Origin of the sequence: Nonomuraea helvata, from assembly GCF_039535785.1 — a bacterium.
Classification (GTDB): domain Bacteria; phylum Actinomycetota; class Actinomycetes; order Streptosporangiales; family Streptosporangiaceae; genus Nonomuraea; species Nonomuraea helvata.
Window position 1 is genome coordinate 2,407,040 of sequence record NZ_BAAAXV010000001.1, and the last position, 22,416, is coordinate 2,429,455.

At 70.0% G+C, this 22,416-nt stretch carries 21 protein-coding genes and 1 pseudogene; 5 read left to right on the forward strand and 17 right to left on the reverse strand.

Features of this window, described 5'->3' with window-relative positions:
* Positions 1-8: 8 nt before the first annotated feature.
* Positions 9-1,286: an MFS transporter gene (locus ABD830_RS11065; RefSeq protein ID WP_344986526.1), complete on the reverse strand. Its 1,278-nt coding sequence runs from the start codon at positions 1,284-1,286 to the stop codon at positions 9-11.
* Positions 1,287-1,531: 245 nt separating this feature from the next.
* Here ABD830_RS11065 and ABD830_RS11070 point away from each other — a divergent pair, with 245 nt between their 5' ends.
* Entirely contained in the window at positions 1,532-2,317 is a 786-nt protein-coding gene (locus ABD830_RS11070) for an AAC(3) family N-acetyltransferase (protein WP_344986528.1), read from the forward strand.
* Here the strand turns inward: ABD830_RS11070 and ABD830_RS11075 are convergent.
* The 6 genes from ABD830_RS11075 to ABD830_RS11100 all read right to left on the reverse strand — a co-directional run bounded on the left by ABD830_RS11075 (position 2,314) and on the right by ABD830_RS11100 (position 9,113).
* Positions 2,314-2,787, reverse strand: a complete 474-nt coding sequence (locus ABD830_RS11075; RefSeq protein WP_344986529.1) for a GNAT family N-acetyltransferase — start codon at positions 2,785-2,787, stop codon at positions 2,314-2,316. The two genes, ABD830_RS11070 and ABD830_RS11075, sit on opposite strands and share 4 nt — an antisense overlap.
* A 157-nt stretch (positions 2,788-2,944) precedes the next feature.
* A complete protein-coding gene (gene dapB / locus ABD830_RS11080) occupies positions 2,945-3,682 on the reverse strand; it encodes a 4-hydroxy-tetrahydrodipicolinate reductase (RefSeq protein ID WP_344986530.1) in 738 nt (245 codons plus the stop codon).
* Between the two features lie 9 nt (positions 3,683-3,691).
* The gene (locus ABD830_RS11085; RefSeq protein WP_344986531.1) at positions 3,692-5,002 is read right to left on the reverse strand and encodes a M16 family metallopeptidase; all 1,311 of its coding nucleotides are present in this window, start codon (positions 5,000-5,002) and stop codon (positions 3,692-3,694) included.
* 88 nt (positions 5,003-5,090) lie between these two features.
* Entirely contained in the window at positions 5,091-7,439 is a 2,349-nt protein-coding gene (locus tag ABD830_RS11090; protein ID WP_344986532.1) for a polyribonucleotide nucleotidyltransferase, read from the reverse strand.
* A gap of 303 nt (positions 7,440-7,742) precedes the next feature.
* Positions 7,743-8,012, reverse strand: coding sequence for a 30S ribosomal protein S15 (rpsO, locus tag ABD830_RS11095; protein WP_185071789.1), 270 nt, complete (start codon positions 8,010-8,012; stop codon positions 7,743-7,745).
* Positions 8,013-8,174: 162 nt separating this feature from the next.
* Positions 8,175-9,113, reverse strand: a complete 939-nt coding sequence (locus tag ABD830_RS11100) for a bifunctional riboflavin kinase/FAD synthetase (RefSeq protein WP_344986535.1) — start codon at positions 9,111-9,113, stop codon at positions 8,175-8,177.
* Between the two features lie 82 nt (positions 9,114-9,195).
* Between ABD830_RS11100 and ABD830_RS11105 the strand changes: the two genes are divergently transcribed.
* A complete protein-coding gene (locus ABD830_RS11105; protein ID WP_344986537.1) occupies positions 9,196-10,215 on the forward strand; it encodes a TRM11 family SAM-dependent methyltransferase in 1,020 nt (339 codons plus the stop codon).
* Here the strand turns inward: ABD830_RS11105 and truB are convergent.
* From truB to rimP, 8 genes are all read right to left on the reverse strand, one after another.
* Positions 10,212-11,084, reverse strand: a complete 873-nt coding sequence (gene truB, locus ABD830_RS11110) for a tRNA pseudouridine(55) synthase TruB (RefSeq protein WP_344986539.1) — start codon at positions 11,082-11,084, stop codon at positions 10,212-10,214. The two genes, ABD830_RS11105 and truB, sit on opposite strands and share 4 nt — an antisense overlap.
* A complete protein-coding gene (locus ABD830_RS11115) occupies positions 11,084-12,115 on the reverse strand; it encodes a DHH family phosphoesterase (RefSeq protein WP_344986541.1) in 1,032 nt (343 codons plus the stop codon). The genes truB and ABD830_RS11115 overlap by 1 nt, the downstream gene beginning before the upstream one ends.
* Positions 12,112-12,552: a 30S ribosome-binding factor RbfA gene (rbfA, locus tag ABD830_RS11120; RefSeq protein ID WP_344986543.1), complete on the reverse strand. Its 441-nt coding sequence runs from the start codon at positions 12,550-12,552 to the stop codon at positions 12,112-12,114. Before rbfA ends, ABD830_RS11115 begins: the two co-directional genes overlap by 4 nt.
* Positions 12,553-12,591: 39 nt before the next feature.
* Positions 12,592-12,888 (reverse strand): DUF503 domain-containing protein, encoded by a 297-nt coding sequence (locus ABD830_RS11125; RefSeq protein WP_344986545.1) that lies wholly within the window; start codon positions 12,886-12,888, stop codon positions 12,592-12,594.
* Positions 12,889-13,005: 117 nt separating this feature from the next.
* Positions 13,006-16,131 carry a translation initiation factor IF-2 gene (gene infB, locus ABD830_RS11130; protein ID WP_344986546.1) on the reverse strand — a complete coding sequence of 1,042 codons (3,126 nt, stop codon included), beginning with the start codon at positions 16,129-16,131 and terminating at the stop codon, positions 13,006-13,008.
* A 112-nt stretch (positions 16,132-16,243) separates the two neighbouring features.
* A complete protein-coding gene (locus ABD830_RS11135; protein ID WP_344986547.1) occupies positions 16,244-16,555 on the reverse strand; it encodes a YlxR family protein in 312 nt (103 codons plus the stop codon).
* Positions 16,539-17,543, reverse strand: a complete 1,005-nt coding sequence (gene nusA, locus ABD830_RS11140; RefSeq protein WP_344986548.1) for a transcription termination factor NusA — start codon at positions 17,541-17,543, stop codon at positions 16,539-16,541. Before nusA ends, ABD830_RS11135 begins: the two co-directional genes overlap by 17 nt.
* Positions 17,544-17,555: 12 nt before the next feature.
* Positions 17,556-18,041 carry a ribosome maturation factor RimP gene (gene rimP / locus ABD830_RS11145; RefSeq protein WP_344986549.1) on the reverse strand — a complete coding sequence of 162 codons (486 nt, stop codon included), beginning with the start codon at positions 18,039-18,041 and terminating at the stop codon, positions 17,556-17,558.
* Between the two features lie 309 nt (positions 18,042-18,350).
* Here rimP and ABD830_RS11150 point away from each other — a divergent pair, with 309 nt between their 5' ends.
* The 3 genes and pseudogenes from ABD830_RS11150 to ABD830_RS11160 all read left to right on the forward strand — a co-directional run.
* On the forward strand, positions 18,351-18,815 hold the full coding sequence (locus ABD830_RS11150; protein WP_344986551.1) for a hypothetical protein: 465 nt from the start codon (positions 18,351-18,353) through the stop codon (positions 18,813-18,815).
* The gene (locus tag ABD830_RS11155) at positions 18,812-19,282 is read left to right on the forward strand and encodes a ferritin-like domain-containing protein (protein WP_344986553.1); all 471 of its coding nucleotides are present in this window, start codon (positions 18,812-18,814) and stop codon (positions 19,280-19,282) included. The genes ABD830_RS11150 and ABD830_RS11155 overlap by 4 nt, the downstream gene beginning before the upstream one ends.
* 99 nt (positions 19,283-19,381) lie before the next feature.
* Positions 19,382-19,633, forward strand: a pseudogene (locus tag ABD830_RS11160) (tripartite tricarboxylate transporter permease); the annotation flags it as partial.
* Between the two features lie 163 nt (positions 19,634-19,796).
* On the opposite strand, the gene ABD830_RS11165 reads toward ABD830_RS11160, so the two are convergent.
* Both ABD830_RS11165 and ABD830_RS11170 read right to left on the reverse strand, forming a co-directional pair.
* Complete coding sequence (locus ABD830_RS11165) at positions 19,797-21,539, reverse strand: proline--tRNA ligase (protein ID WP_344986555.1); 1,743 nt, start codon at positions 21,537-21,539, stop codon at positions 19,797-19,799.
* 84 nt (positions 21,540-21,623) lie between these two features.
* Positions 21,624-22,295: a hypothetical protein gene (locus tag ABD830_RS11170; RefSeq protein ID WP_344986557.1), complete on the reverse strand. Its 672-nt coding sequence runs from the start codon at positions 22,293-22,295 to the stop codon at positions 21,624-21,626.
* Positions 22,296-22,416 lie beyond the last annotated feature (121 nt).

The window sequence follows — 22,416 nt, forward strand, 5'->3', positions numbered from 1 at the left end:
GTCGGACGTCAGGCGGCGCTTCCGGGAGAGGCCGGCACCAGGTACGCGCGCAGCACCCGCATGCGGGTGGCCGGCACCGCCACGCCGAGCATCGCGAGGAGCAGCACGAAGGAGCCGCCCGCCACCCCGAACCAGGTCACCAGGAAGCCGCCCAGAGGCGCCGCGAGACAGATCGCGCCGTGGGACGTCAGCCGGGAGACGCCGACCACGCGGGCCAGCGTCTTCGGCGGGATGCACTCCACCTCGATGGCCCTGATGCACACGTTGCTCACCGCCCCGCCGAAGCCCGTGATGAACAGCGCCATGGCGAAGAAGACCGCCCGGATCTCCAGCATCGCGCCGAGGGCCGCGGTGGACAGCGCCGCGACCCAGATCCACATGTGAACGAACAGGATCGAACGCATCGGCCGCCTGAGATAAGGCGTCAGTGCCGCTCCGACGGCTCCCCCGACGCCGGCGGAGGCCAGCACGAGCCCCACCGTCAACGACGTGAGGCCGCTGGAACCGGCCACGAAAATCATGATCATCGCATTCACCATCAAATTGGTGATGGCGATGAGCGCGACCGAAGCACGGAGAAACGGCTGGTGCTTGAGCGCCCGGAATCCGGCCAGCAGGTCGCGCTGCCACGGCGGACGTGCCGGCAATCGGCTGGGACCCGTGCGCATCCCCAGGAACAGCAGGAACGACATGCCGAAGAGCACCGCGTTGACCGCGAAAGGCATCAGGTATCCCAGCCCGAACAGGTAGCCGCCGAGCGGCTTGCCCGCGAGCGAGGCCAGATGGCTGGCGCTCTCCGTCCTCGCCAGCGCGTACCGCAGCCCGGTCCGCTCCACCAGGGACGGCAGCAAAGACATCTCCGCCAGCATGTAGAGCACCCACATGGCACCCTCCACGAACGCGGCCAGGATCACGTGCGGCAGCCACACGTGATGGAAGAACACCAGCGCCACGCACACACTCGCCACGGTCAGCCCGCGCACCGATTCGGCGAAGAGCACAATCGAACGGGGCGGTATCCGGTCGACCAGAATCCCACCGGGAACATAGAGGATCAGAATTGGGAGCGTCAGGGCAAATCCGGTCCAACCCGCCGCAGCGGGTGACCCCGTTACCGCAAGCGCCAGAAGGGGATAAACCACACCGAGAGTGCGGGTGCCGATCGTGGAGATGGCCGAGCCGGCCCAGACTCGGACGAAGTCCGGCGTCCAAGGAGGCGGCGAGCCGCGCCGTGCCGCGTAAGTTCCTTCCACGCCCCCGCCCCAGCCGCTTCCCTCGGGCCGCATGACCTCTGCGGCATCAATACGCGTGGGAACAGCGACATAGTGCTTGCAACGGGATGCACGGGAAAACGTCGACCCACATATTGGCACTGCAACCCGTTGAAGTATAGCCAGGTAACGTGCAGGTAGGAGGCATTCTGGCTCTCCCAATTCCGTACGTTTACTGACCAAATCGCACTGTTTACGGTAACTATCGCATAATAAGGCGATCAGGAGTAATGACCGCTCGGATGGTGACCTCACACCTTATGATCAACAATGCCCGGTTATCACGCGACCTCGCCGCCTTGGGGATCGGACCCGGGCAGGTCGTGCTCATGCATTCCTCGCTCAGCCGCCTGGGCCACGTCGAGAGCGGCGCCGGCACAGTGGTCGCCGTGCTGCGCGAACTGCTCGGCGGCGACGGCACTCTCACCGTCCCGACCGGCACCTCGGCCAACTCCGACACCTCACCGCACTACCGCGGCGCCACCGCTGGGATGAGCCCGGACGAGATCGCCCGCTACCGCTCCGCGATGCCGGCCTACGATCCCCGTACCACTCCGTCCACGTCGATGGGCGTGATCGCCGAGTGCGTACGCACCTTGCCCGGCGCCCTCCGCAGCGCCCACCCGCAGACGTCCTTCGCCGCCATCGGACCACGGGCTGCGGCGATCACCGGCGGGCACGCCCGCGACTGCCTCCTCGGCGAGCGCTCGCCGCTCGCCCGGCTCTACGACGCCGGAGCTCTGATCCTGCTGCTCGGCGTCGGCTACGACAAGTGCACCGCGTTCCACCTGGCCGAATACCGCTACACCAGCGACCCGCCGCGGCGCGGCTACCGCGCCGTGGTCGACGACGGGCAGGGGCCCCGGTGGTGCGAGTTCGTGGACGTGGACGTGGACGTGAGCGACTTCGAGGCTCTGGGCGCGGACTTCGACGGGACCGGCGCGGTGCGGCGCGGACGGGTCGGCGCGGCCGAGGCCCGTCTGTTCCCGCTGATCGCCGCCGTGGACTACGCCGTCGACTGGTTCGCCACCCACCGCAGGCGCTAGCGGCGCATCACCACGCGGGGCGCGACCTCGATCCCCAGCTCGCGCTCGTGCTCCACCACCGCGCGCAGCTCCGGCCCCCACTCCTCCTCGGGCATCACCGAGAAACCGTGCCGCGCGTACCACGGCGCGTTCCAGGGCACGTCCCGGTACGTCGTCAGCGTCACGGCCGGCGCCCCGGCGGCACCCGCGTGGTCGATGACCGCCGCCATCAGCCGCCCGCCGATGCCCTGACGCATGCTCCGCGGATGCACGGCCAGCTGCTCCAGGTGCAGATTGCCGTCCACCCATCCGATCATCGCGAACCCGGCCGGAGGAGCGCCCTCCACCAGGACGGCTCCGGGATCGTCCACCTCTTCGATCATGGTCGTGCCGGGCGGGAAGACGATGCCCACCTGCTCGAACAGCCCGTCCGCCGCCAGCTCCACAGCGACCAGCCCGGACAGCTCGTCCGTCTCCGCCCATCGCACCATGCCGACACGATCTCATGTTTCAGGCGGATCTCGCCGTTCGTATTAGTGTTTGTGCTCGTAGGTTCGGCTGTGCGGAGCCGAGACCCTCTCCTCACGGCGTGCCCACGACCGTACGGTGGTGGGCACGCCGTGTGCGGCCAGAGGTCGCACACCGGCCTCAAAGGTCGAGGAGTGGCTCCAGGCCCACGGTGAGGCCGGGCAGCTCGCGCACGCGGCGCACCCCGAGCAGCACGCCCGGCGTGAACGCCGACCTGCTCATCGTGTCGTGCCGGATCGTGAGGATCTCGCCGTCGCCGCCCAGCAGCACCTCCTGGTGCGCGATCAGCCCGGACAGCCGCACCGCGTGCACGTGCACGCCCCCGACGTCGGCCCCGCGGGCCCCGTCGAGCGCAGTGCTCGTGGCATCGGGCATCTGGCCGAGCCCCGCCTTGGCGCGGGCCTCGGCAACCAGCTCGGCCGTGCGCCGAGCCGTGCCGGACGGCGCGTCAGCCTTGTTGGGATGGTGCAGCTCGACGATCTCGACGGACTCGAAGTAGCGGGCCGCCTGCTGGGCGAAGTGCATCATGAGCACGGCCGCGATGCCGAAGTTGGGAGCGATCAGGCAGTGGCTGCCCGGGGACTCCGCCAGCCACCCGCGCACGGTCTCCAGCCGCCCCTCGTCGAACCCGGTCGTACCCACCACCGGGTGGATGCCGTGCCGGATCGCCCACTCGAGGTTGCCCATGACCACGTCGGGATGGGTGAAGTCGACCACCACCTCGGCGCCCTCGAGCCCCTCGATGGAGTCGTCCTTGTCGAGCGCGGCCACCAGCTCCATGTCGGCGGCCGCCTCGACTGCCTTGCACACTTCGACGCCCACGCGGCCGCGGGCGCCCAGCACACCTACCCTGATCACACGCCAACCTTATCGAATGGCGTCGGAGAAGTCCTTGTCGCCGTACGGGCCGATCACGGCGAGCGTGAGAGGCCGTTCGAGCACGTCCCTGGCCACCTCGTCGATCTCGTCGGGGGTGACCGCCTCGATGCGGGACAGCACCTCGTCCACCGACATCAACTCGTCGTAGACCAGCTCGTTCTTGCCGATGCGCGACATGCGCGAGCCGGTGTCCTCCAGGCCGAGCACGAGCCCGCCGCGCATCTGCCCCTTGCCGCGCATGATCTCGTCGGCGCTCAGGCCCTCGGCCACCACCCTGGACACCTCGTCCCGGCAGATCTTGAGCACGTCGTCGATCTTCGACGGCAGGCAGCCCACGTAGATGCCGAACTGGCCGGTGTCCGCGTAGGCCGAGGTGTAGCTGTAGGCGGAGTAGGCCAGGCCGCGCTTCTCCCTGATCTCCTGGAAGAGCCTGGACGACATGCCGCCGCCCAGCGCCGCGTTGAGCACGCCGAACGCGAACCTGCGGTCGTCCGTACGGGACAGACCGGTCGTGCCGAGCACCAGGTTGGCCTGCTCGGTCGGCCGGTCGAGCACCCGCACGCCGGAGCGCGTCTCCGCCCCGGGGCCGCTGGTGCGCGGCGCGGAGAACTCGGCGGGGCCGCCCAGCGCGCCCGCCCGCTCATACGCCCTGGTGACCAGCTCGACGACCTCTTCGTGCCGTACGTTGCCCGCGACGGACACGACGGTGCGGCGAGGCTGGTAGTAGCGGTGGTAGTACTCGGCGATCCGGTCGCGGCCGAGCGCGTTGATCGAGTCGACGGTGCCGAGAATGGGCCGGCCGATCGGCGAGTCGCCGTAGAGCGCGGCGGCGAACTGCTCGTGCACCACGTCGGAGGGGTCGTCGTCGTGCATGGCGATCTCCTCGAGGATCACGCCGCGCTCGGACTCGACGTCCTGCTCCGTGACGAGTGAGCTGGTCACCACGTCGGCGAGCACGTCCACAGCGATCGGCAGGTCCTCGTCGAGCACGCGTGCGTAGTAGCACGTGTACTCCTTGGCGGTGAAGGCGTTGATCTCACCGCCGATGCCCTCGATGGAGGCGGAGATCTCCATCGCGTCGCGCGTGGGGGTGCCCTTGAACAGCAGGTGCTCAAGGAAGTGGGTGGCCCCCATGTGCTCGGGGGCCTCGTCGCGCGAGCCGATGCCGACCCACATGCCGACCGCGACACTGCGCACGGTCGGCATGGTCTCGGTCACCACGCGGAGCCCACCGGGGAGGACGGTGCGCCTCACCACCCCGGCGCCATCTCTGCCGGGGTGCAGCGTGGTCGTACTCACAGGGCCTCCGAGGTGCCGCCGCGTCGTCCGGTGAGACCGGTCGTGAGCCCCTCCGCGAGGGGCTCACGACCGAGGTTCGTCAGATCTCTCACGAGTTCCGGTCGTCCCCGTCGCTGCCGCTGCCGCGGGTGCGGACGCGGGTCCGGGTGCGGCGGGGCCGCTCCGACTTCTCCTCGCCGGCCGGCTCGGCGGCGGCCTCCTCAGCAGGCGCAGCCTCGTCGGACTCGGCTGCCCCACCGACGGCCTTCGCCTCCTTCTCGGCGGCCTCCTTCTCGATGACCTCGACGGGCACCAGCGAGAGCTTGCCCCGGGCGTCGATCTCGGCGATCTCGACCTGGATCTTCTCGCCGACGCTCATCACGTCCTCGACGTTCTCGATGCGCTTGCCGCCGTGCAGCTTGCGGATCTGCGAGACGTGCAGCAGACCGTCCTTGCCGGGCAGCAGCGAGACGAACGCGCCGAAGGCCGCGATCTTGACGACCGTGCCGATGTAGCGCTCACCGACCTCCGGCATGTGCGGGTTGGCGATGGCGTTGATCGCCGAACGGGCCGCCTCTGCGGACGGGCCGTCGGTGGCGCCGATGTAGATCGTGCCGTCGTCCTCGATGGTGATCTCGGCGCCCGTGTCGTCCTGGATCTGGTTGATCATCTTGCCCTTCGGGCCGATGACCTCGCCGATCTTGTCGACCGGGACCTTGATGGTGATGATGCGCGGCGCGGTCGGGTTCATCTCGGCCGGGGAGGCGATCGCCTCCTGCATCACGTCGAGGATCGCCAGGCGGGCGCCCTTGGCCTGCTTCAGCGCGCCGGCCAGCACGCTCGCCGGGATGCCGTCGAGCTTGGTGTCGAGCTGCAGCGCGGTGATGACGTCCTTGGTGCCGGCGACCTTGAAGTCCATGTCGCCCATGGCGTCCTCGGCGCCGAGGATGTCGGTCAGGGTGACGTACGTGTCGCCCTCGCCGATCAGGCCCATCGCGATGCCCGCGACCATCTCCTTCAGCGGCACACCGGCGTCCAGCAGCGCCATCGTGGACGCGCAGACCGAGCCCATCGAGGTGGAGCCGTTGGAGCCGAGCGCCTCGGAGACCTGGCGGATGGCGTACGGGAACTCCTCGCGGGTCGGGAGCACCGGGATCAGCGCCCGCTCGGCCAGCGCGCCGTGACCGATCTCGCGGCGCTTGGGCGAGCCCACCCGGCCGGTCTCGCCGGTGGAGTAGGGCGGGAAGTTGTAGTTGTGCATGTAGCGCTTGGTCCGCTCAGGGTTGAGCGTGTCGATGACCTGCTCCATGCGGAGCATGTTGAGCGTGGTGATGCCCAGGATCTGGGTCTCGCCGCGCTCGAACAGCGCCGAGCCGTGCACCCGGGGCACCACGTGGACCTCGGCCGACAGGGCGCGGATGTCCTTGGTGCCGCGGCCGTCGATGCGGACGCCCTCCTTGATGACCCGCTCGCGCATGAGCTTCTTCATCACCGAGCGGTAGGCGGCGGAGATCTCCTTCTCGCGCCCCTCGAACTCGGGCAGGAGCTTCTCGGCGGCCAGCGCCTTGACCTTCTCCAGCTCGTTCTCGCGCTCCTGCTTGCCCGCGATCGTCAGCGCGGCGGCCAGCTCCGTCTTCACCGCGGCCTCGACCGCGTTGTAGACGTCCTCCTGGTAGTCGAGGAAGACGGGGTATTCGGCCGTCTCCTTGGCGGCGACCTGCGCGATGCGCGACTGCGCCTCGCACAGCACCTTGATGAACGGCTTGGCCGCCTCCAGGCCCTGCGCGACGGTCTCCTCGGTGGGCGCGACGGCGCCCTCGGCGACCAGCTTGAGCGTGTCCCTGGTGGACTCGGCCTCGACCATCATGATCGCGACGTCGCCGTCGGCGAGCACGCGGCCCGCCACGACCATGTCGAACGTGGCCCGCTCCAGCTCGGGATGGGTCGGGAACGCCACCCACTGACCGTCGATCAGCGCGACGCGCACCCCGCCGATCGGGCCCGAGAACGGCAGCCCGGCGAGCTGGGTGGACAGCGACGCGGCGTTGATCGCGACGACGTCGTAGAGGTGATCGGGGTTGAGCGCCATCACGGTGGCGACGACCTGGATCTCGTTACGCAGGCCCTTCACGAACGACGGGCGCAGCGGCCGGTCGATCAGCCGGCAGGTGAGGATCGCGTCCTCGGAGGGACGGCCCTCGCGCCGGAAGAACGAGCCGGGGATGCGGCCCGCGGCGTACATGCGCTCTTCGACGTCGACCGTGAGCGGGAAGAAGTCGAAGTTCTCCTTGGGCGCCTTCGACGCGGTGGTGGCTGAGAGCACCATGGTGTCGCTGTCGAGGTAGGCGACGGCGGAGCCCGCCGCCTGGCGCGCGAGACGACCGGTCTCGAACCGGATCGTGCGTGTGCCGAATGCGCCGTTGTCTATGACGGCTTCAGCGGTGTGGACACCCTCCACGGGGGACCTCCTTGTGGTCGGTCTCCCGCGCCCTTTTTCTCACCGGCACCCTCGTTAGGTGCAGCGCCGGTCTTCGATCGAAGCGCCCGGTCAAGTCACTGTCAAGTTCTACCGGAAGCCACTACCGAGGACCGGCCCGCAGGCGTCGCGGGTCGCATGGTGCTGAGCGGACGCGGGGGCTGTGTGTCTCGGATCTTCAGTTGTACGTCAGGCGCGACGGCGTTTCCACACCGCCACGCGCCCGACCCATATGGCTCTACCCATATGAGAAGGGGAGCGGCGCGTTCGCCGCTCCCCTTCATGCTATCGGCGCAGGCCGAGCCGCTCGATGAGCGACCGGTAGCGCTGGATGTCGACCTTCTGCAGGTACTTCAGCAGGCGACGCCGGCGACCGACGAGCAGAAGCAGGCCACGACGGCTGTGGTGGTCGTGCTTGTGCGTCTTCAGGTGCTCGGTGAGCTCGCTGATGCGCTTGCTCAGCAGCGCGATCTGCACCTCGGGCGACCCGGTGTCGCCTTCGGCCGTCGCATACTCGCCGATGATGGACTTCTTGGCAGCGGTGTCGAGGGACACGGCTCTCCTTTGAGCTACGGGCACGCGCGAATGAAATGAAGAGTGCGAACGACCGTGCGTGCCTACAGTCGCCGCGGTGAAGGCCGTCATGGGCAGCGCGCAGCGCCGCCGCTACAGAGCCGACATGCAAGGTTACCACCTCACGTGGAGTACTCGGACGACTCAGCTTGTGAGGCGGCGGGTGGCCTCCACGTCGGCGTGGATCTGGGCGATCAGCGCGTCGATGGACTCGAAGCGCGTGTTGCCGCGCAGGCGGGCGGCGAACTCGACCGCCACGTGCACCCCGTACAGCTCCAGGTCGTCCCGGTCCAGCGCATAGGCCTCGACCGTCCGCGGCACCCCCTCGAACGTCGGATTGGTGCCGACCGAGATCGCCGCCGGCCACCGCTCGCCCACGTAGAGCGCGGGCAGGTTGGCCACCGGCACGCACTCCAGCCACCCCGCGTAGACCCCGTCGGCCGGGATGGCCGTGTGCTGCGGCGTCTCGACGTTCGCGGTCGGGAAGCCCAGCTGGCGTCCCCGCTGGTAGCCGCGTACGACCACGCCCTCCACCCGGTGCGGCCGGCCGAGCTGCTCGCGCGCGCCCTCGACGTCGCCCTCGACGAGCCGTTCGCGGATGGCGCTCGATGAGATGGGGTCCAGGCCTTCTGACAGCAGGGGGACGATCTCCACCTCGAAATCGTACTTATCGCCCAGCGTCCGCAATGTCTCGACGTCGCCGCTCGCCTGGTGCCCGAACACGAAGTTCTCCCCCACCACCACGACGGCCGCCCGCAGCCGCTCGGCCAGCACGTTCTGGGCGAAGTCGTCCGGGCCCGTCCGCGACACGTCGAGCGTGAACTCCACCACGTCGATCTCGTCCACACCCAGGCCTGCCAGCAGCTCGGCCCTGCGCCGCGGGCTGGTGAGCCGCTGGGGGTGCGACCCGGGCCGCACCACCTCCTCGGGATGCGGCTCGAACGTGACGGCCACGCTGCGCAGCCCCCGCTCACGGGCGACGGCGACGGCCCGCTCGACCACCCGCTGGTGCCCGCGGTGGACCCCGTCGTACACGCCTATGGTGACGACAGACCTTCCCGAACCCTGCACGCTAGGCCCCATTCGCTTGTGGCGGATCAATCCGAGACAAGCCTGCCACGCGTGCCAGTATTCCTTCCAATTGATGGAGATAGGATCGGGCATCATGCCTCGTTACGCGCTTCTGATCCTGCCTGCATTCAACCGGGTCTACGGGGAGAGCTCCGTCCGGTTGACCCGGAACGAGCTGGCCGTGTTCGACGCGCGCGGGCTGGGCGGCAAGGTGGTGGACAGCGCGGAGACCACCATCGGCGGTGTGCCGTATGTGACGTTCGAGACGTCAGCGGACCTGAGCGAGTCGGATATCTCGCTTTTGTCCAATCTTTCCTCTGTTTATGCGATTTTTGGCATCGAAGGTACGCTGCTCCGGCCGCTCACGATGAGCTCGCTCGACCGGCTGAGCACCGACCTGATCACCATCCAGAAGTACGCGGGAAAGACCAACGAGCACTTCACCAAGCTGCTCCTCAACGTCACCGCGCTGGCCGGCGACAAGGGCCTCGGCGAGCGGCTGGCGGTGTTCGACCCGCTGTGCGGGCGCGGCACGACGCTCAACCAGGCCCTCATGTACGGCTACGACGCCTACGGGCTCGACGTCGACGGCAAGGACTTCGAGGCCTACGCCGGGTTCATCAAGACGTGGCTGCGTAACAAGCGGCTCAAGCACACCGCCGAGACCGTGCCGGTGCGGCGCGAGCGGGCCCTGGTGGGACGGCGGCTGAACGTGACGTTCGGGCTGTCGAAGGAGGCCGTCAAGGCCGGTGACGTGCAGCACCTGGCCATGGTGAACGCCGACACGCTCAAGAGCAGGGAGTTCTTCAAGCCGCGCTCGTTCGACGTCCTGGTGACCGACACGCCCTACGGCGTCCAGCACGGCAGCAAGGGCGGCAGCGGGCTGTCGCGGAGCCCTCTGGAGCTGCTGAGGCAGGCCGTGCCGGTCTGGGCCGAGCTGCTGCGTCCGGGCGGCGCGATGGGCATCTCCTGGAACACCTACGGGGGCAAGAGCTCCGAGCTGGCCCAGATCCTCACCGGGGCGGGGCTCGAGGTGATGGACTACCCCGACTTCGAGCACTGGGTGGACCAGGCGATCGTCCGCGACATCATCGTCGCCCGCAGACCCGCCTAGGGGACGAAGACGGCGATGGGCTTGGCCACCCGGCCCTGCTCCTCCATCAGCGCCAGCAGCTCACCCTCGGGCCCGAACACGCCGATCGGCCCCTTCCCCAGCCCGACGGCGCCCAGGCGCCCTCCATGCCCGATGACCCGCGCCTCCTCGGCCGTCACATCGCGGCGCGGGAACGCCGCCGCCACCGCCTCGCCGATGGGCAGGATCAGGCACTCCTCGGCGAGCTGCTCGATGGTCCTGGCCAGCGACAGGTCGTAAGGCCCGACGCGGGTGCGCCGCAGCCGCGTCAGATGTCCCCCGACGCCGAGCGCCGCCCCCAGGTCGCGGGCCAGCGCGCGGATGTAGGTGCCGCTGGAGCAGGTCACCACCGCGTCGACGTCGACGACGTCATCGTGGGCCCGGATGTCGAGCACCTCGAACGTCCGCACGGTGACGGGCCGGGCCAGCAGCTCGACCTCCTCGCCCGCGCGTGCCTTCTTGTAGGCGCGCTGCCCGTTCACCTTGATCGCGCTCACCTGCGGCGGGACCTGCATGATCTCGCCCGTCAGGGCGGCGACACCCTTGTGGATCTCGGCGGCGGTCACTCCCGAGGCCGGCGCCGAGGCGGTGACCTCGCCCTCGGCGTCGTCGGTGTTCGTGCTCACGCCGAGCCGGATCGTGGCCTCGTACACCTTCTCGGTCAGCGTCAGGTGCCCCAGCAGCCTGGTGGCCTTCTCCACACCCACGACGAGCACGCCCGTCGCCATCGGGTCGAGCGTGCCCGCATGCCCCACACGGCGGGTGCCAGCGATGCGCCGCATCTTGGCCACCACGTCGTGGGACGTCCAGTCGCCCGGCTTGTCGACGATGATCAAACCGCTCTCGGCCATCAGACCTTCCCCAGCTCGCGCCGGAACGCGGCCATCGTCTTCTCCACACTGTCGTACGAGGTGTATCCGGCCGCGTTGTGGTGCCCGCCGCCGCCCAGCGCCGCGCACACGGCTCCCACGTCCGCCTTGCCCTTGGAGCGGGTCGACACCTGCCAGTGGCCGTGGTCGTCCTCCTTGAGCACGACCGCGACCTCGGCCTCGTCGGTACGCCGCACGATGTCGATGATGCCCTCCAGCTCCGCGTACGGCAGCCCCTGCGCGGCCCGGTCGACCCGCGTCACGTAGGTCCACACCAGCCCGCTCTCCAGCACCGCCCGGTCCAGCGCGGCGGCCAGCACCTTCAGGTAACCGAACGGCGAGCGGTCCCACAGCTCGCGGGCGATCTCATCGGTACGCAGCCCGGTCGCGACGAGCCTGCCCGCCATCTGGTGCACGGCGGGCGTCGTCGACGAGTGCCTGAACGACCCCGTGTCGGTCACCAGCCCCGCGTACAGGCAGGTGGCGATGTCGCGGTCGAGCCGCCCGCCGAGCCGGTAGATGAGCTGCTCGGCCAGCATGGCCGTGGCGGCCGCCGTGGAGTCGATGAGGCTGAGCGTGCCGAACCCCTCGTTGGAGGGGTGGTGGTCCAGCACGATGACCTCGCGCGCCCTGGCGGTGTTGTCGCGCAGCAGACCCAGGCGCTCGAACGTCGAGGCGTCGAAGGTCATCATCAGCGAGGGCGCGGCCGGATAGTCCTCCGGCGGCACCAGCATCTCCTGCCCGGGCAGGAACCGCAGCAGGCGTGGCACCACGAAGTGATGGTCACCGAACGACGCCACGACCCGCTTGCCCATCGACCGCAGCGCGAACCCGACGGCCAGCATCGAGCCGAGCGCGTCGCCGTCCGGTGTGACATGGCAGGCGAGCGCGATCTCCTCGGCCTGGCCGATCAGCCGCACCGCGCGGTCCCAGGCGGCCTCAGGGACCGCCGTGCCTGTCCGGGAGTTCGCGCGGTGCGGACGGCCGGCCCTGTCGCGTACGTCGGGCGTCACTCCTCGTCGTCCTCACCCTCGTCGGGCTTCCTGTAGGGGTCGGCCTCACCGGCGTAGGCAGCGTTCTCCGCCTGCCGTGCGACCTCGGCGTCCCGCGCCCTGGCGGCGAGGATCAGGTCGTCGAGGTGGCGCGCGCTGTCAGGCAGCGGGTCGTGCTTGAACGTCAGCGTCGGGGCGAAGCGGACACCGGTCTGGCGGCCCACCTCGGAGCGGATGATCCCCTTGGCGCTCTCGAGGGCGGCCGCGCTGTCGGCCCGCTCGGCCTCGGAGCCGAACACCGTGTAGAACACCGTGGCCTCGCGCAGGTCGGGCGTGACACGGGCGTCGGTCACGGTGACGAAGCCCAGGCGCGGGTCCTTGATCCGGCGTTCCAGCATCTCGGCGACGATCTGCTGGATGCGGTCGGCGAGCTTGCGCGCTCGTGCGGCATCCACCATGTTCGCTCCCCCTCACGCACGACCTGGCCGTGCAGTCGTTCAATCTTCGTCGTTGTAGAGCCGTTGCCTGGCGGACAGCAGCTCGATCTCAGGGCGGAAGGCCACCATCCGCTCGCAGGCGTCCAGCACCTCTTTGCAGTTTCCCGCGGAGGCGGAGACCACGGCGATGCCGACCTCGGCCCTGCGGTGCAGGTCGAGATGGCCGGTCTCAGCCACCGCGATGCTGGGGTAACGGCGCTGCAGCTCGGCGATCAGCGGCCGTACGACAGAGCGCTTCTGCTTCAGCGACCTGACGTCGCCGAGCAGGATGTCCAGGGTCAGAGCACCCACATACATCGTTGGCAACCACCGCTTGACCTGGTGTGAACGCACGACCGGCCTGCTGCGGTGGGGACCAGGCCTGGGCGTGCGAGAAGCGCCCGGCGGATGTCCCGCCGGGCGCCCGGCCGCGCGTCACACGCGCGGCTTCTCCCGCATCTCGAACGTCTCGATCACGTCGTCGATCCGGATGTCGTTGTAACCGACACCGATACCGCACTCGAAGCCCTCGCGGACCTCGGTCGCGTCATCCTTGAAGCGACGCAGGGACGAGACGGTCAGGTTGTCGGCGATGACGACGCCATCGCGGATCAGCCTGGCCTTGCTGTTGCGGACGATCACGCCGGAGCGGACCAGCGAACCGGCGACGTTGCCGATCTTCGGCACCTTGAAGACCTCGCGGACTTCGGCGGTGCCCATCTGGACCTCTTCGAACTCGGGCTTGAGCATGCCCTTGAGCGCCGCTTCGATCTCCTCGATCGCCTGGTAGATGACCGAGTAGTAGCGGATGTCGACGCCCTCGCGCTCGGCCAGGTCGCGCGCCCGAGGCTCGGGGCGGACGTTGAAGCCGATGATGACCGCGTTGTCGTCGGCGACGGCCAGGTTGACGTCGTACTCGGTGATCGCGCCGACCGCGCGGTGCAGGACACGGAGCCTGACCTCGTCGCCGACGTCGATCTTGAGCAGGGCGTCTTCCAGAGCCTCCACCGAACCGGACACGTCACCCTTGATGATGAGCTTGAGCTCGTCGACGCGGCCCTTCTCGAGGTCGCTGAACAGCTCCTCGAGGGTGCGGCGACGGCTCGACTTCGCCATGTCGGCGCTGCGCTTGCGCGCCGCGCGCTGCTGGGCGATCTGCCGGGCCATCCGGTCGTCGGTGACCACGATGAAGTTGTCACCGGCGCTCGGCACGGCCGTCAGACCCATCACCAGGACCGGACGGGACGGCGTGGCCTCCTCGACCGCGTCGCCGTTGTCGTCGAGCATCGCGCGGACGCGGCCGAAGGCCTCGCCACACACGATCGAGTCGCCGACGCGCAGCGTGCCGCGCTGGACCAGGACGGTCGCGACAGGGCCGCGGCCCTTGTCGAGGTGCGCCTCGATCGCGATGCCCTGGGCGTCCATCGTCGGGTTGGCCCGCAGGTCGAGCTCGGCGTCCGCGGTCAGCAGGATGGCCTCGAGGAGGTTGTCGATGCCCGTGCCGTTCTTCGCCGAGATGTCGACGAACAGGGTCGAGCCACCGTACTCCTCGGCCACCAGACCGTACTCGGTGAGCTGGGCACGGACCTTGTTGGGGTCGGCGCCCTCCTTGTCGATCTTGTTGACCGCGACCACGATCGGCACGTCGGCCGCCTGGGCGTGGTTGAGAGCCTCGATCGTCTGCGGCTTCACACCGTCGTCGGCCGCGACCACCAGCACCGCGATGTCGGTGGACTTGGCGCCTCGGGCACGCATGGCGGTGAACGCCTCGTGACCCGGGGTGTCGATGAAGGTGATCTTCCGGTCTTCGCCCTCGTGCTCGGCGGAGACCTGGTAGGCGCCGATGTGCTGGGTGATGCCACCCGCCTCGCGCGCCACCACGTTGGTCTTGCGGATGGCGTCGAGCAGCTTGGTCTTACCGTGGTCGACGTGACCCATGACGGTCACGACCGGCGGACGCGCGGCCAGGTCGGCCTCGTCGCCCTCGTCCTCGCCGAACTCGATGTCGAAGGCCTCGAGAAGCTCGCGGTCCTCCTCCTCCGGGCTGACGACCTGGATGTTGTAGTCCAGCTCGGTGCCGAGGATCTGCAGCGTGTCCTCGCTCACCGACTGCGTCGCGGTCACCATCTCGCCGAGGTGCAGCATGATCTGCACGAGCGAGGCCGGGTTCGCGCCGATGCGGTCGGCGAAGTCGGACAGCGACGCGCCGCGCGGAAGGCGGATCGTCGCGCCGTTGCCACGAGCGACCTGCACGCCGCCGATCGCCGGCGCCGACATGTTGTCGAACTCCTGGCGCCTCTGCCGCTTCGACTTGCGCCCGCGAGCCGGACGGCCGCCGGGACGCCCGAAGGCACCCGCGGTGCCGCCACCACGGCCACGGCCGCCGGGGCCGGGACGGCCGCCGAAGCCACCGCCGCCACCACCGGGACCGCCGGTGCCGGTGCGCTGACCGGTGCCGCCGCCACCACCGGGACGGCCGGCGAAGCCGCCGCCACCGCCGGGACGACCGCCGCCGCCACCGGGACGGCCACCGCCGCCACCGCCGGGACGACCGCCACCGCCGCCACCGCCACCCGGACGGCCACCGCCGCCGGGACCGGCAGGACGACCCTGCGGCATCATCATCGGGTTGGGACGCGGACCACCGGGACGGGGACCGCCCGCACCGGGACCAGGACGCGGACCACCGGCACCGGGCGGGCCGGGACGCGGACCGGGCCTGGGCCCGGCGTCGCCACGGCCCTGCGGCGGACGGGGACCCGCACCCTCACGGTCACGCGGCGGGCCGTCGCGACGCTCGCGCTGGCCGGGGCCGCCTCCGTCGCGGGGACCGCCAGGACGCGGCGGACGGGACTGGCCCATGCCGCTGGCGGTCGAGGAGAACGGGTTGTTGCCGGGACGCGGACCGCGCGGGCCGGGCTTGGGACCCGGGCCGGGACGCGGGCCGCCACCGGTGGGCGCGCCAGGACGCGGTGCCTGCCGGTCGCCGCGGTCACCGCGGTCGCTCCGGTCGCCGCCGCCCGAGGGCCCGGGACGGGCCGCGGGACCCGGCCTGGGGCCGGGGCGGGCGCCACCGGGGCCGGGACGCGGACCCGGAGCCGGAGCCGGGCGCGCGGGCGCGCCGCTCTCGAATCGTGCTTGCGGAGCCCCGGAAGCCTCACCGCGAGCGGCCTCAGGCTGCTGCTGCGGCTGGTGCGGCATGGGCACCGGCGGGCGCGGCTGACCGCCGCCCGCGGGGCCAGGACGCGGACCAGGCTTGGGACCCGGACCCGGACGTGGGGCTGAGGGGGCCGGCGCCTGCGCGGCGCCGTTACCGGCCTGGCTTTCCGCCGGCCGAGGCGCAGCCCTCGGCGGCTGCGGCTTGTTGGACGGCTGTCCGCCGCCCCTGGAGGGCCCACCCTTCGATGCGCCCAGAGCTTCGGTGAGCCTGCGGACCACCGGCGCCTCGATGGTCGAGGACGCCGAGCGGACGAACTCTCCCATCTCTTGGAGCTTGGCCATGACGACCTTGCTCTCTACGCCGAACTCCTTAGCGAGCTCGTATACCCGGACCTTCGCCACTGCACTCCCTTACTCGGCCCGGGAGGCTGGCTATGCCGTCCGGACCGTCGCTACCTTGACGTCTTCATCGCCGCGTGCTCATCAGGCGCTCATAGCAATCTGACTCCGCCCATCAACTCGGCGTCCTACATGACATTTCGGTGTCTCCCTCCAGGTGCGCTCGCACACGCGAGACGTCAAGCGGCCCCGGCACGCGAAAAGCGCGCGGGAACGCTCGGCGCCGCTCGGCAAGCTCCAGACAGCTCACGGACGGATGCAGCGATGCACCGCGGCCGGAAAGCCGTCCTCGCAGGTCAGGGACCACATGATCCTCAACCCGAACCAGGCGGAGCAGCTCGGACTTAGCCGTGCGAACCCTGCAGCCCACACAGGTGCGCTGTGGGACCGCTTGGCCACCATATTCCAGCTTACCGTGTTGACGCATCTACGGAACCGGCGGCATCTTCGGCTTGTGTGTCCGGCCGGATGTCGATCCGCCACCCGGTGAGTCTCGCGGCAAGCCGGGCGTTCTGCCCCTCTTTCCCGATGGCCAGCGAGAGCTGGTAGTCGGGCACGGTCACCCGCGCGACGCGTCCCTCGAGATCGAGCACCTCGACATGGGAAACACGGGCCGGCGACAGCGCATTCCCCACGAACTCGCCCGGGTCCTCCGACCAGTCGATGATGTCGATCTTCTCGCCGTGCAGCTCGGTCATCACGTTGCGGACGCGCGAGCCCATCGGCCCGATGCAGGCGCCCTTGGCGTTGACGCCCGGTTTGCGCGACCTGACCGCGATCTTCGTACGGTGGCCCGCCTCGCGCGCCACCGCCGCGATCTCCACGGTGCCGTCGGCGATCTCGGGCACCTCCAGCGCGAACAGCTTCTTCACCAGCCCGGGGTGCGTGCGCGAGAGGGTGACCGAGGGGCCCTTGTGGCCCTTCTTCACCTGGACGACGTAAGCGCGGATGCGCTCGCCGTGCACGTACTCCTCGCCGGGGACCTGCTCGGCGTGCGGCAGCACCGCCTCGATCTTGCCGAGGTCGACCAGCACCACGCGCGGGTCCTTGCCCTGCTGGATGACGCCGGAGACCAGCTCGCCCTCGCGGCTGGCGAACTCACCGAAGTTGATCTCGTCCTCGGCGTCGCGCAGCTGCTGCAGGATGACCTGCTTGGCGGTGGTGGCGGCGATCCTGCTGAAGTTGCTGGGTGTGTCGTCGAACTCCCTGGCGACCTCGCCGTCCTCGTCGAGCTCGGCCGCCCAGATCGTGACGTGTCCGCTGCTCCTGTCGAGCTCGGCGCGCGCCTTGGACGCGGCACCCTCGGTGCGGAAGTAGGCGATCAGCAGCGCGTCCTCGATCGCCTTGACGACCAGGTCGAAGGAGATGTCCTTTTCCCGCTCCAGGCTGCGCAGGACGCTCATGTCGATGTCCACGACGGCTCCCCCCTAGCCTTCGTCGCCGTCGACGTCGTCGATCCGGCGGAACTCCACCTGTACCCGTCCCCGGGTCAGGTCCTCGTAATCAAGCCTGCGTACGCTGCCCTCGACATCGAGGTCGACACCGGCCTCGTCCGCGGCGACGATGCGGCCCTCCACCACGGCGCCGTCTTTCGTCTCCGCCTTCACCAGCCGCTTGGCCGCCCGGCGCCAGTGGCGCGGCTCCGTCAACGGGCGGTCGACGCCCGGCGAGGAGACCTCCAGCGTGTAGGCCGACTGGCCCATCGAGTCGTCGCCGTCCAGGGCCGTGGAGACGGCCTGGCTCACCTCTGCCACGTCGTCGAGGCTCACGCCGCCGTCGCGATCGACGATCACGCGTAGCAACCGCCTTTTGCCCGCCTGGGTGACCGTGATGTCCTCCAGGTCGAGGCCCTCCGCGCTGACCACGGGCTCAAGGAGCTTTATCAGGTGGTCGCGGGGTGATGCGCTGCCCATATCGACCTCCCCTATTGTCATGTCTCAGCCGGGCGGACCTCGCCTCTGGCTCCCGTCGTCCGGCTGCCCAGCCAGCGACGACAGTTGACACCCTATCTGTATGAGGGCACGGAAAGAGCGCCACTCGTCGTGGTCGAATGGCGGAGCGTCGCCTGACAGCGATCCCGGGCACTAGCCCGTACGATGCTACCGATGAGAAAGCCGCCGAATGGCCTGCCGCTGCGGCATGCCTGAGGCGCGGCAGCAGGGCGGCGGTCCATGCGTGGCTTTCTTGTCGGTCTGCGCCACAGTCACTGGAGGTCTAGCGCCGTGCGCCCGCGTCACCTCTCCCGGCGAGTCTTGCTGGCGGGCGGAGCGGCCGCTCTCACCGCCTGCAGCACGTCCGGCCCGCCTCAGCCGTCCGCGAAGGCCTCCGACTCCCCGGAGACCGTCCTGCTGAAAGGCCTGATCGCGGAGAAGGAGCGGACGATCGCGCTCTACTCCTCGCTGATCTCGGGCGGGGCGCAGAAGCTGGTCCCGTTCCGGGACCGCCACCAGGCGCATGTGAACGAGCTGCGCAAATACGTCACCGTGGCCTCGTCCTCGCCGCCGGTCACCCCCTCGGCCGCCGCCACTCCCAAGCCGTCGCTGTCGGGGCTGCGCGATCTGGAACGCAAGGCCGCCGCCCTACGGGTCCGGCAGCTCGCCGGCGTCTCGCCCGGGGTGGCGCAGCTGATCGCCAGCATCGGGGCCTGCGAGGCCGCCCACGCCGTCGCCCTGCCGAGGTCGCTGTGAGCCCCGACGACATCGAGAAACTACGCAAGGCGCTGGCGGCCGAGCACGCGGCCCTGTTCGCGTACGGGCTGCTGGGCGCGCGCACGTCGGGGTCGCTGCGGGCCCGGATGAGCGCGGCCTTCGACGCTCACCGGGCGCGCCGCGACCAGCTGCGCGCGTTCATCACGGCGCGGGGCGGCCGGCCTGCCGAGCCCGACGCCTCCTACGCGCTGCCGTTCTTCCCCGCCGACCAGTCGCTGGCCGTCAAGCTGGCGGTGCAGCTGGAGAGCGGCGTCACGGCCGCCTATCTCGAGCTGGCCGCCGCGCAGGACGTCACGCTGCGGCGCTATGCCGCGCTGGCCATGCAGGAGGCCGTGACCCGCTCGTACGCCTTCCGGCCGGCCCAGCCCGCGGCCTTCCCCGGCATGCCGGCGGCGGCCGCCCCACCGCCGGCGCCCTCCCCCTCGGCGACATCGAGCGGCGGATAGGCCTCCCCCACACACTCCGGCCGGCGATCCTTCGGAGGCCGAGAGAGGCGTTGGGGCGTTGCACCACCGCACTCCGGCCGGCGTTCCCTTGGAAGCACGGGCGCGGGGCCGGGCAGCATACTGCTGATCGCGTTCCAGATCTACAATGTGCAACCGGGGCCGCAGCTCTTCGACCAGCAGCCGGTGCTGGTGTGGACGCTGATCGCCAGCCTCTGCATCGGGAACGTGATGCTGCTGGTGCTCAACCTGCCGCTGATCCGGGTCTGGGTGAAGCTCCTCTCCGTCCCCACCGCCCTCCTCACGGCCGCCATCCTGACCTTCGCCACGCTAGGGGTCTACTCGATCTCGTAGAGCGTCTTCGAGGCGCCACCCGGCACGCCAAGAAGGGCCGGGAGCATGCAGACCCACAGGGGCCAGCCGGCGTCGAGCACGCCCGAGAAGGGCCGGCAGCGCGTGCAAGCGCGCGGGGCCCGGGCGGCGTCGAGTACGCCGGCCGGGCCCCGTAGGCGGTGTGTCAGCCGATGGCGGCCAGGATGCGGTCGGCGGCCTCGGCGAGCGGAATCTCCGCCTTCTCCCCGGAAACCCGGTCCCGAAGCTCCACGACCCCCTGCGACAGCCCGCGTCCCACCACCACGATCGTGGGCACTCCCAGCAGCTCCGCGTCCTTGAACTTCACCCCGGGCGAGACCGACGGCCGGTCGTCCACCAGGACCCGCAGCCCGCGCGACTCAAGGGAAGCGCCCAGCTCCAGGGCGGCCTCCACCTGGTTCTCCTTGCCGGTCCCGACGATGTGCACGTCGGCGGGCGCCACCTCGCGCGGCCACACCAGCCCGAGCGAGTCGTGGGCCTGCTCGACGATGACCGCCACGGCGCGGGAGACGCCGATGCCGTAGGAGCCCATCGTGATCCGGATCGGCTTGCCGTCGGGGCCCAGCGCGTCGAGGCCGGCGGCGTCGGCGTACTTGCGGCCGAGCTGGAAGATGTGGCCGATCTCGATGCCGCGGTCGATGGAGAGCTCGGAGCCGCAGCGGGGGCAGGGGTCGCCGGCGCGCACCTCGGCGGCCTCGATCGTGCCGTCGGGGGTGAAGTCGCGCCCCGCCACCACGTTGGCGGCGTGCTTGCCGGGCTCGTTGGCCCCGGTCACCCAGGAGGTGCCGGTGACGACCCGGGGGTCGACGAGGTAGCGGATGCCGAGCGAGCGCAGGACCTGCGGCCCGATGTAGCCGCGTACGAGGCCGGGGTGCTTGGCGAAGTCGGCGGCCTCGAAGATGGCGGGCTCGCCGGGCGACAGCGCGGCCTCCAGGCGCTTGAAGTCGACCTCGCGGTCACCGGGCACGCCGATGACCAGGGTCTCGACCTTGTCGGAGCCCGGCGTGGAGACCTTGACGACGACGTTCTTGAGCGTGTCGGCGGCGGTGACGGACAGGCCGTGGTGCTCGTTGACGTACGACACCAGCGTCTCGATGGTCGGCGTGTCGGGCGTGTCGAGGACCTGCAGCGGCGCCGCGTCGTCGAACGAGCGGGCGGCGGGCGCGGGCGTGACGACGGCCTCGGCGTTGGCCGCGTAGCCGCACGCGTGGCAGGCCACGAACGCGTCCTCGCCCGTGGGCGTGGGCGCCAGGAACTCCTCCGACGCCGACCCGCCCATCGCCCCCGACTGGGCGAACACGATCTTGTAGTTGATGCCGAGCCGGTCGAAGGTGCGGATGTACGCGTCGCGGTGCCGCTCGTAGGAGTGCTTGAGCCCGTCGTCGTCGAGGTCGAACGAGTACGAGTCCTTCATGAGGAACTCGCGCCCGCGCAGGATCCCCGCGCGCGGCCGTGCCTCGTCGCGGTACTTCGTCTGGATCTGGTAGAGGGTGACCGGATAGTCCTTGTACGAGGAGTATTCGCCCTTGACCATGTCGGTGAAGAGCTCCTCGTGGGTGGGACCGAGGAGGTAGTCGGCGCCCTTGCGGTCCTGGAGCCGGAAGATGTTGTCGCCGTACTCGGTCCAGCGGCCGGTGGCCTCGTAGTATTCGCGGGGCAGCAGGGCGGGGAAGAGCACTTCCTGGCCGCCCATCCGGTTCATCTCCTCGCGGACGATCCTGGTGACGTTCTCCAGCACCATCTTGCCGAGAGGCAGCCAGGAGTAGATGCCGGGCGCCACGCGGCGGACGTAGCCGGCGCGGACCAGGAGCTTGTGGCTCGGCACTTCCGCGTCTGCCGGGTCGTCCCGCAGGGTGCGAAGAAACAACGACGACATGCGCAGCAACACGGCTACTCCTTGCTCGAACCTGGATGTGAAGGATTACAGGCTATCGACTCGGAGCGGCACAGCGCTCGGGCTTATCCGCCGCGCTCAGACAGTCGGGGGAATCCAGCCGGACAGGATGGCGGCCAGACAGGCCGCGAACACCCCGGCGAACACCGCCGACAGCGTGAGCGCCCGCGCCCGGCCCCGCGCTTTCCTGCGCAGCAGGAACACCAGCGCGACGGAGAGCAGACCGACCACCACCGCGGGACCGGGCCAGAACGACCGGTCGCTGTCGATGAACCCCGGGGTCGCCCGGTCCATCACGTCCGCGATCAGCGCGACGCCGACCGCGCCCGCCGCGAGGTCGCCCCAGGCGTCGTGCCTGCGGGTGGCGTAGGCCAGCAGGCCCAGGCCGACGAGCAGGCCGATCGTCCAGTTGAGCCCGGCGGCGCTGCCGCCGATGACGTCGAAGGCCGGGCCGCCGCTGAGCGCGCCCGCGCCCATCGCGGCGACCAGCGTGGAGGCGGCCGCCAGGAACGTCGTCAGCAGCGCCCAGCCGAACCCGGACGCCGTCGCGCCCACGGCCAGCGACAGGGCGAGATAGACGTACGGGTCATAGATCTGGCCGATCCATCCGGGCCCCTTGCCGGCGAGGAACATGCCGACGAGCCCGACAGCGAGTCCTCCGAGGAAGGCTGTCAGGAGATGGCGTTCGATGCAGAGCTGCCGCCGGTCGTACTCGGCGAGGTCGGCATAGTCGATGCTGGTGTCGTTCATCAGAGAGTTCCCTGGTCGGCCGTACCCCGGGCCGCTCCTTGGGTTGACCTCTGTCAGATTATGTGATCGTACAGAAACGGCAAATTTCGGTCATCACACTACCAAATCAAGCAAACGCTTG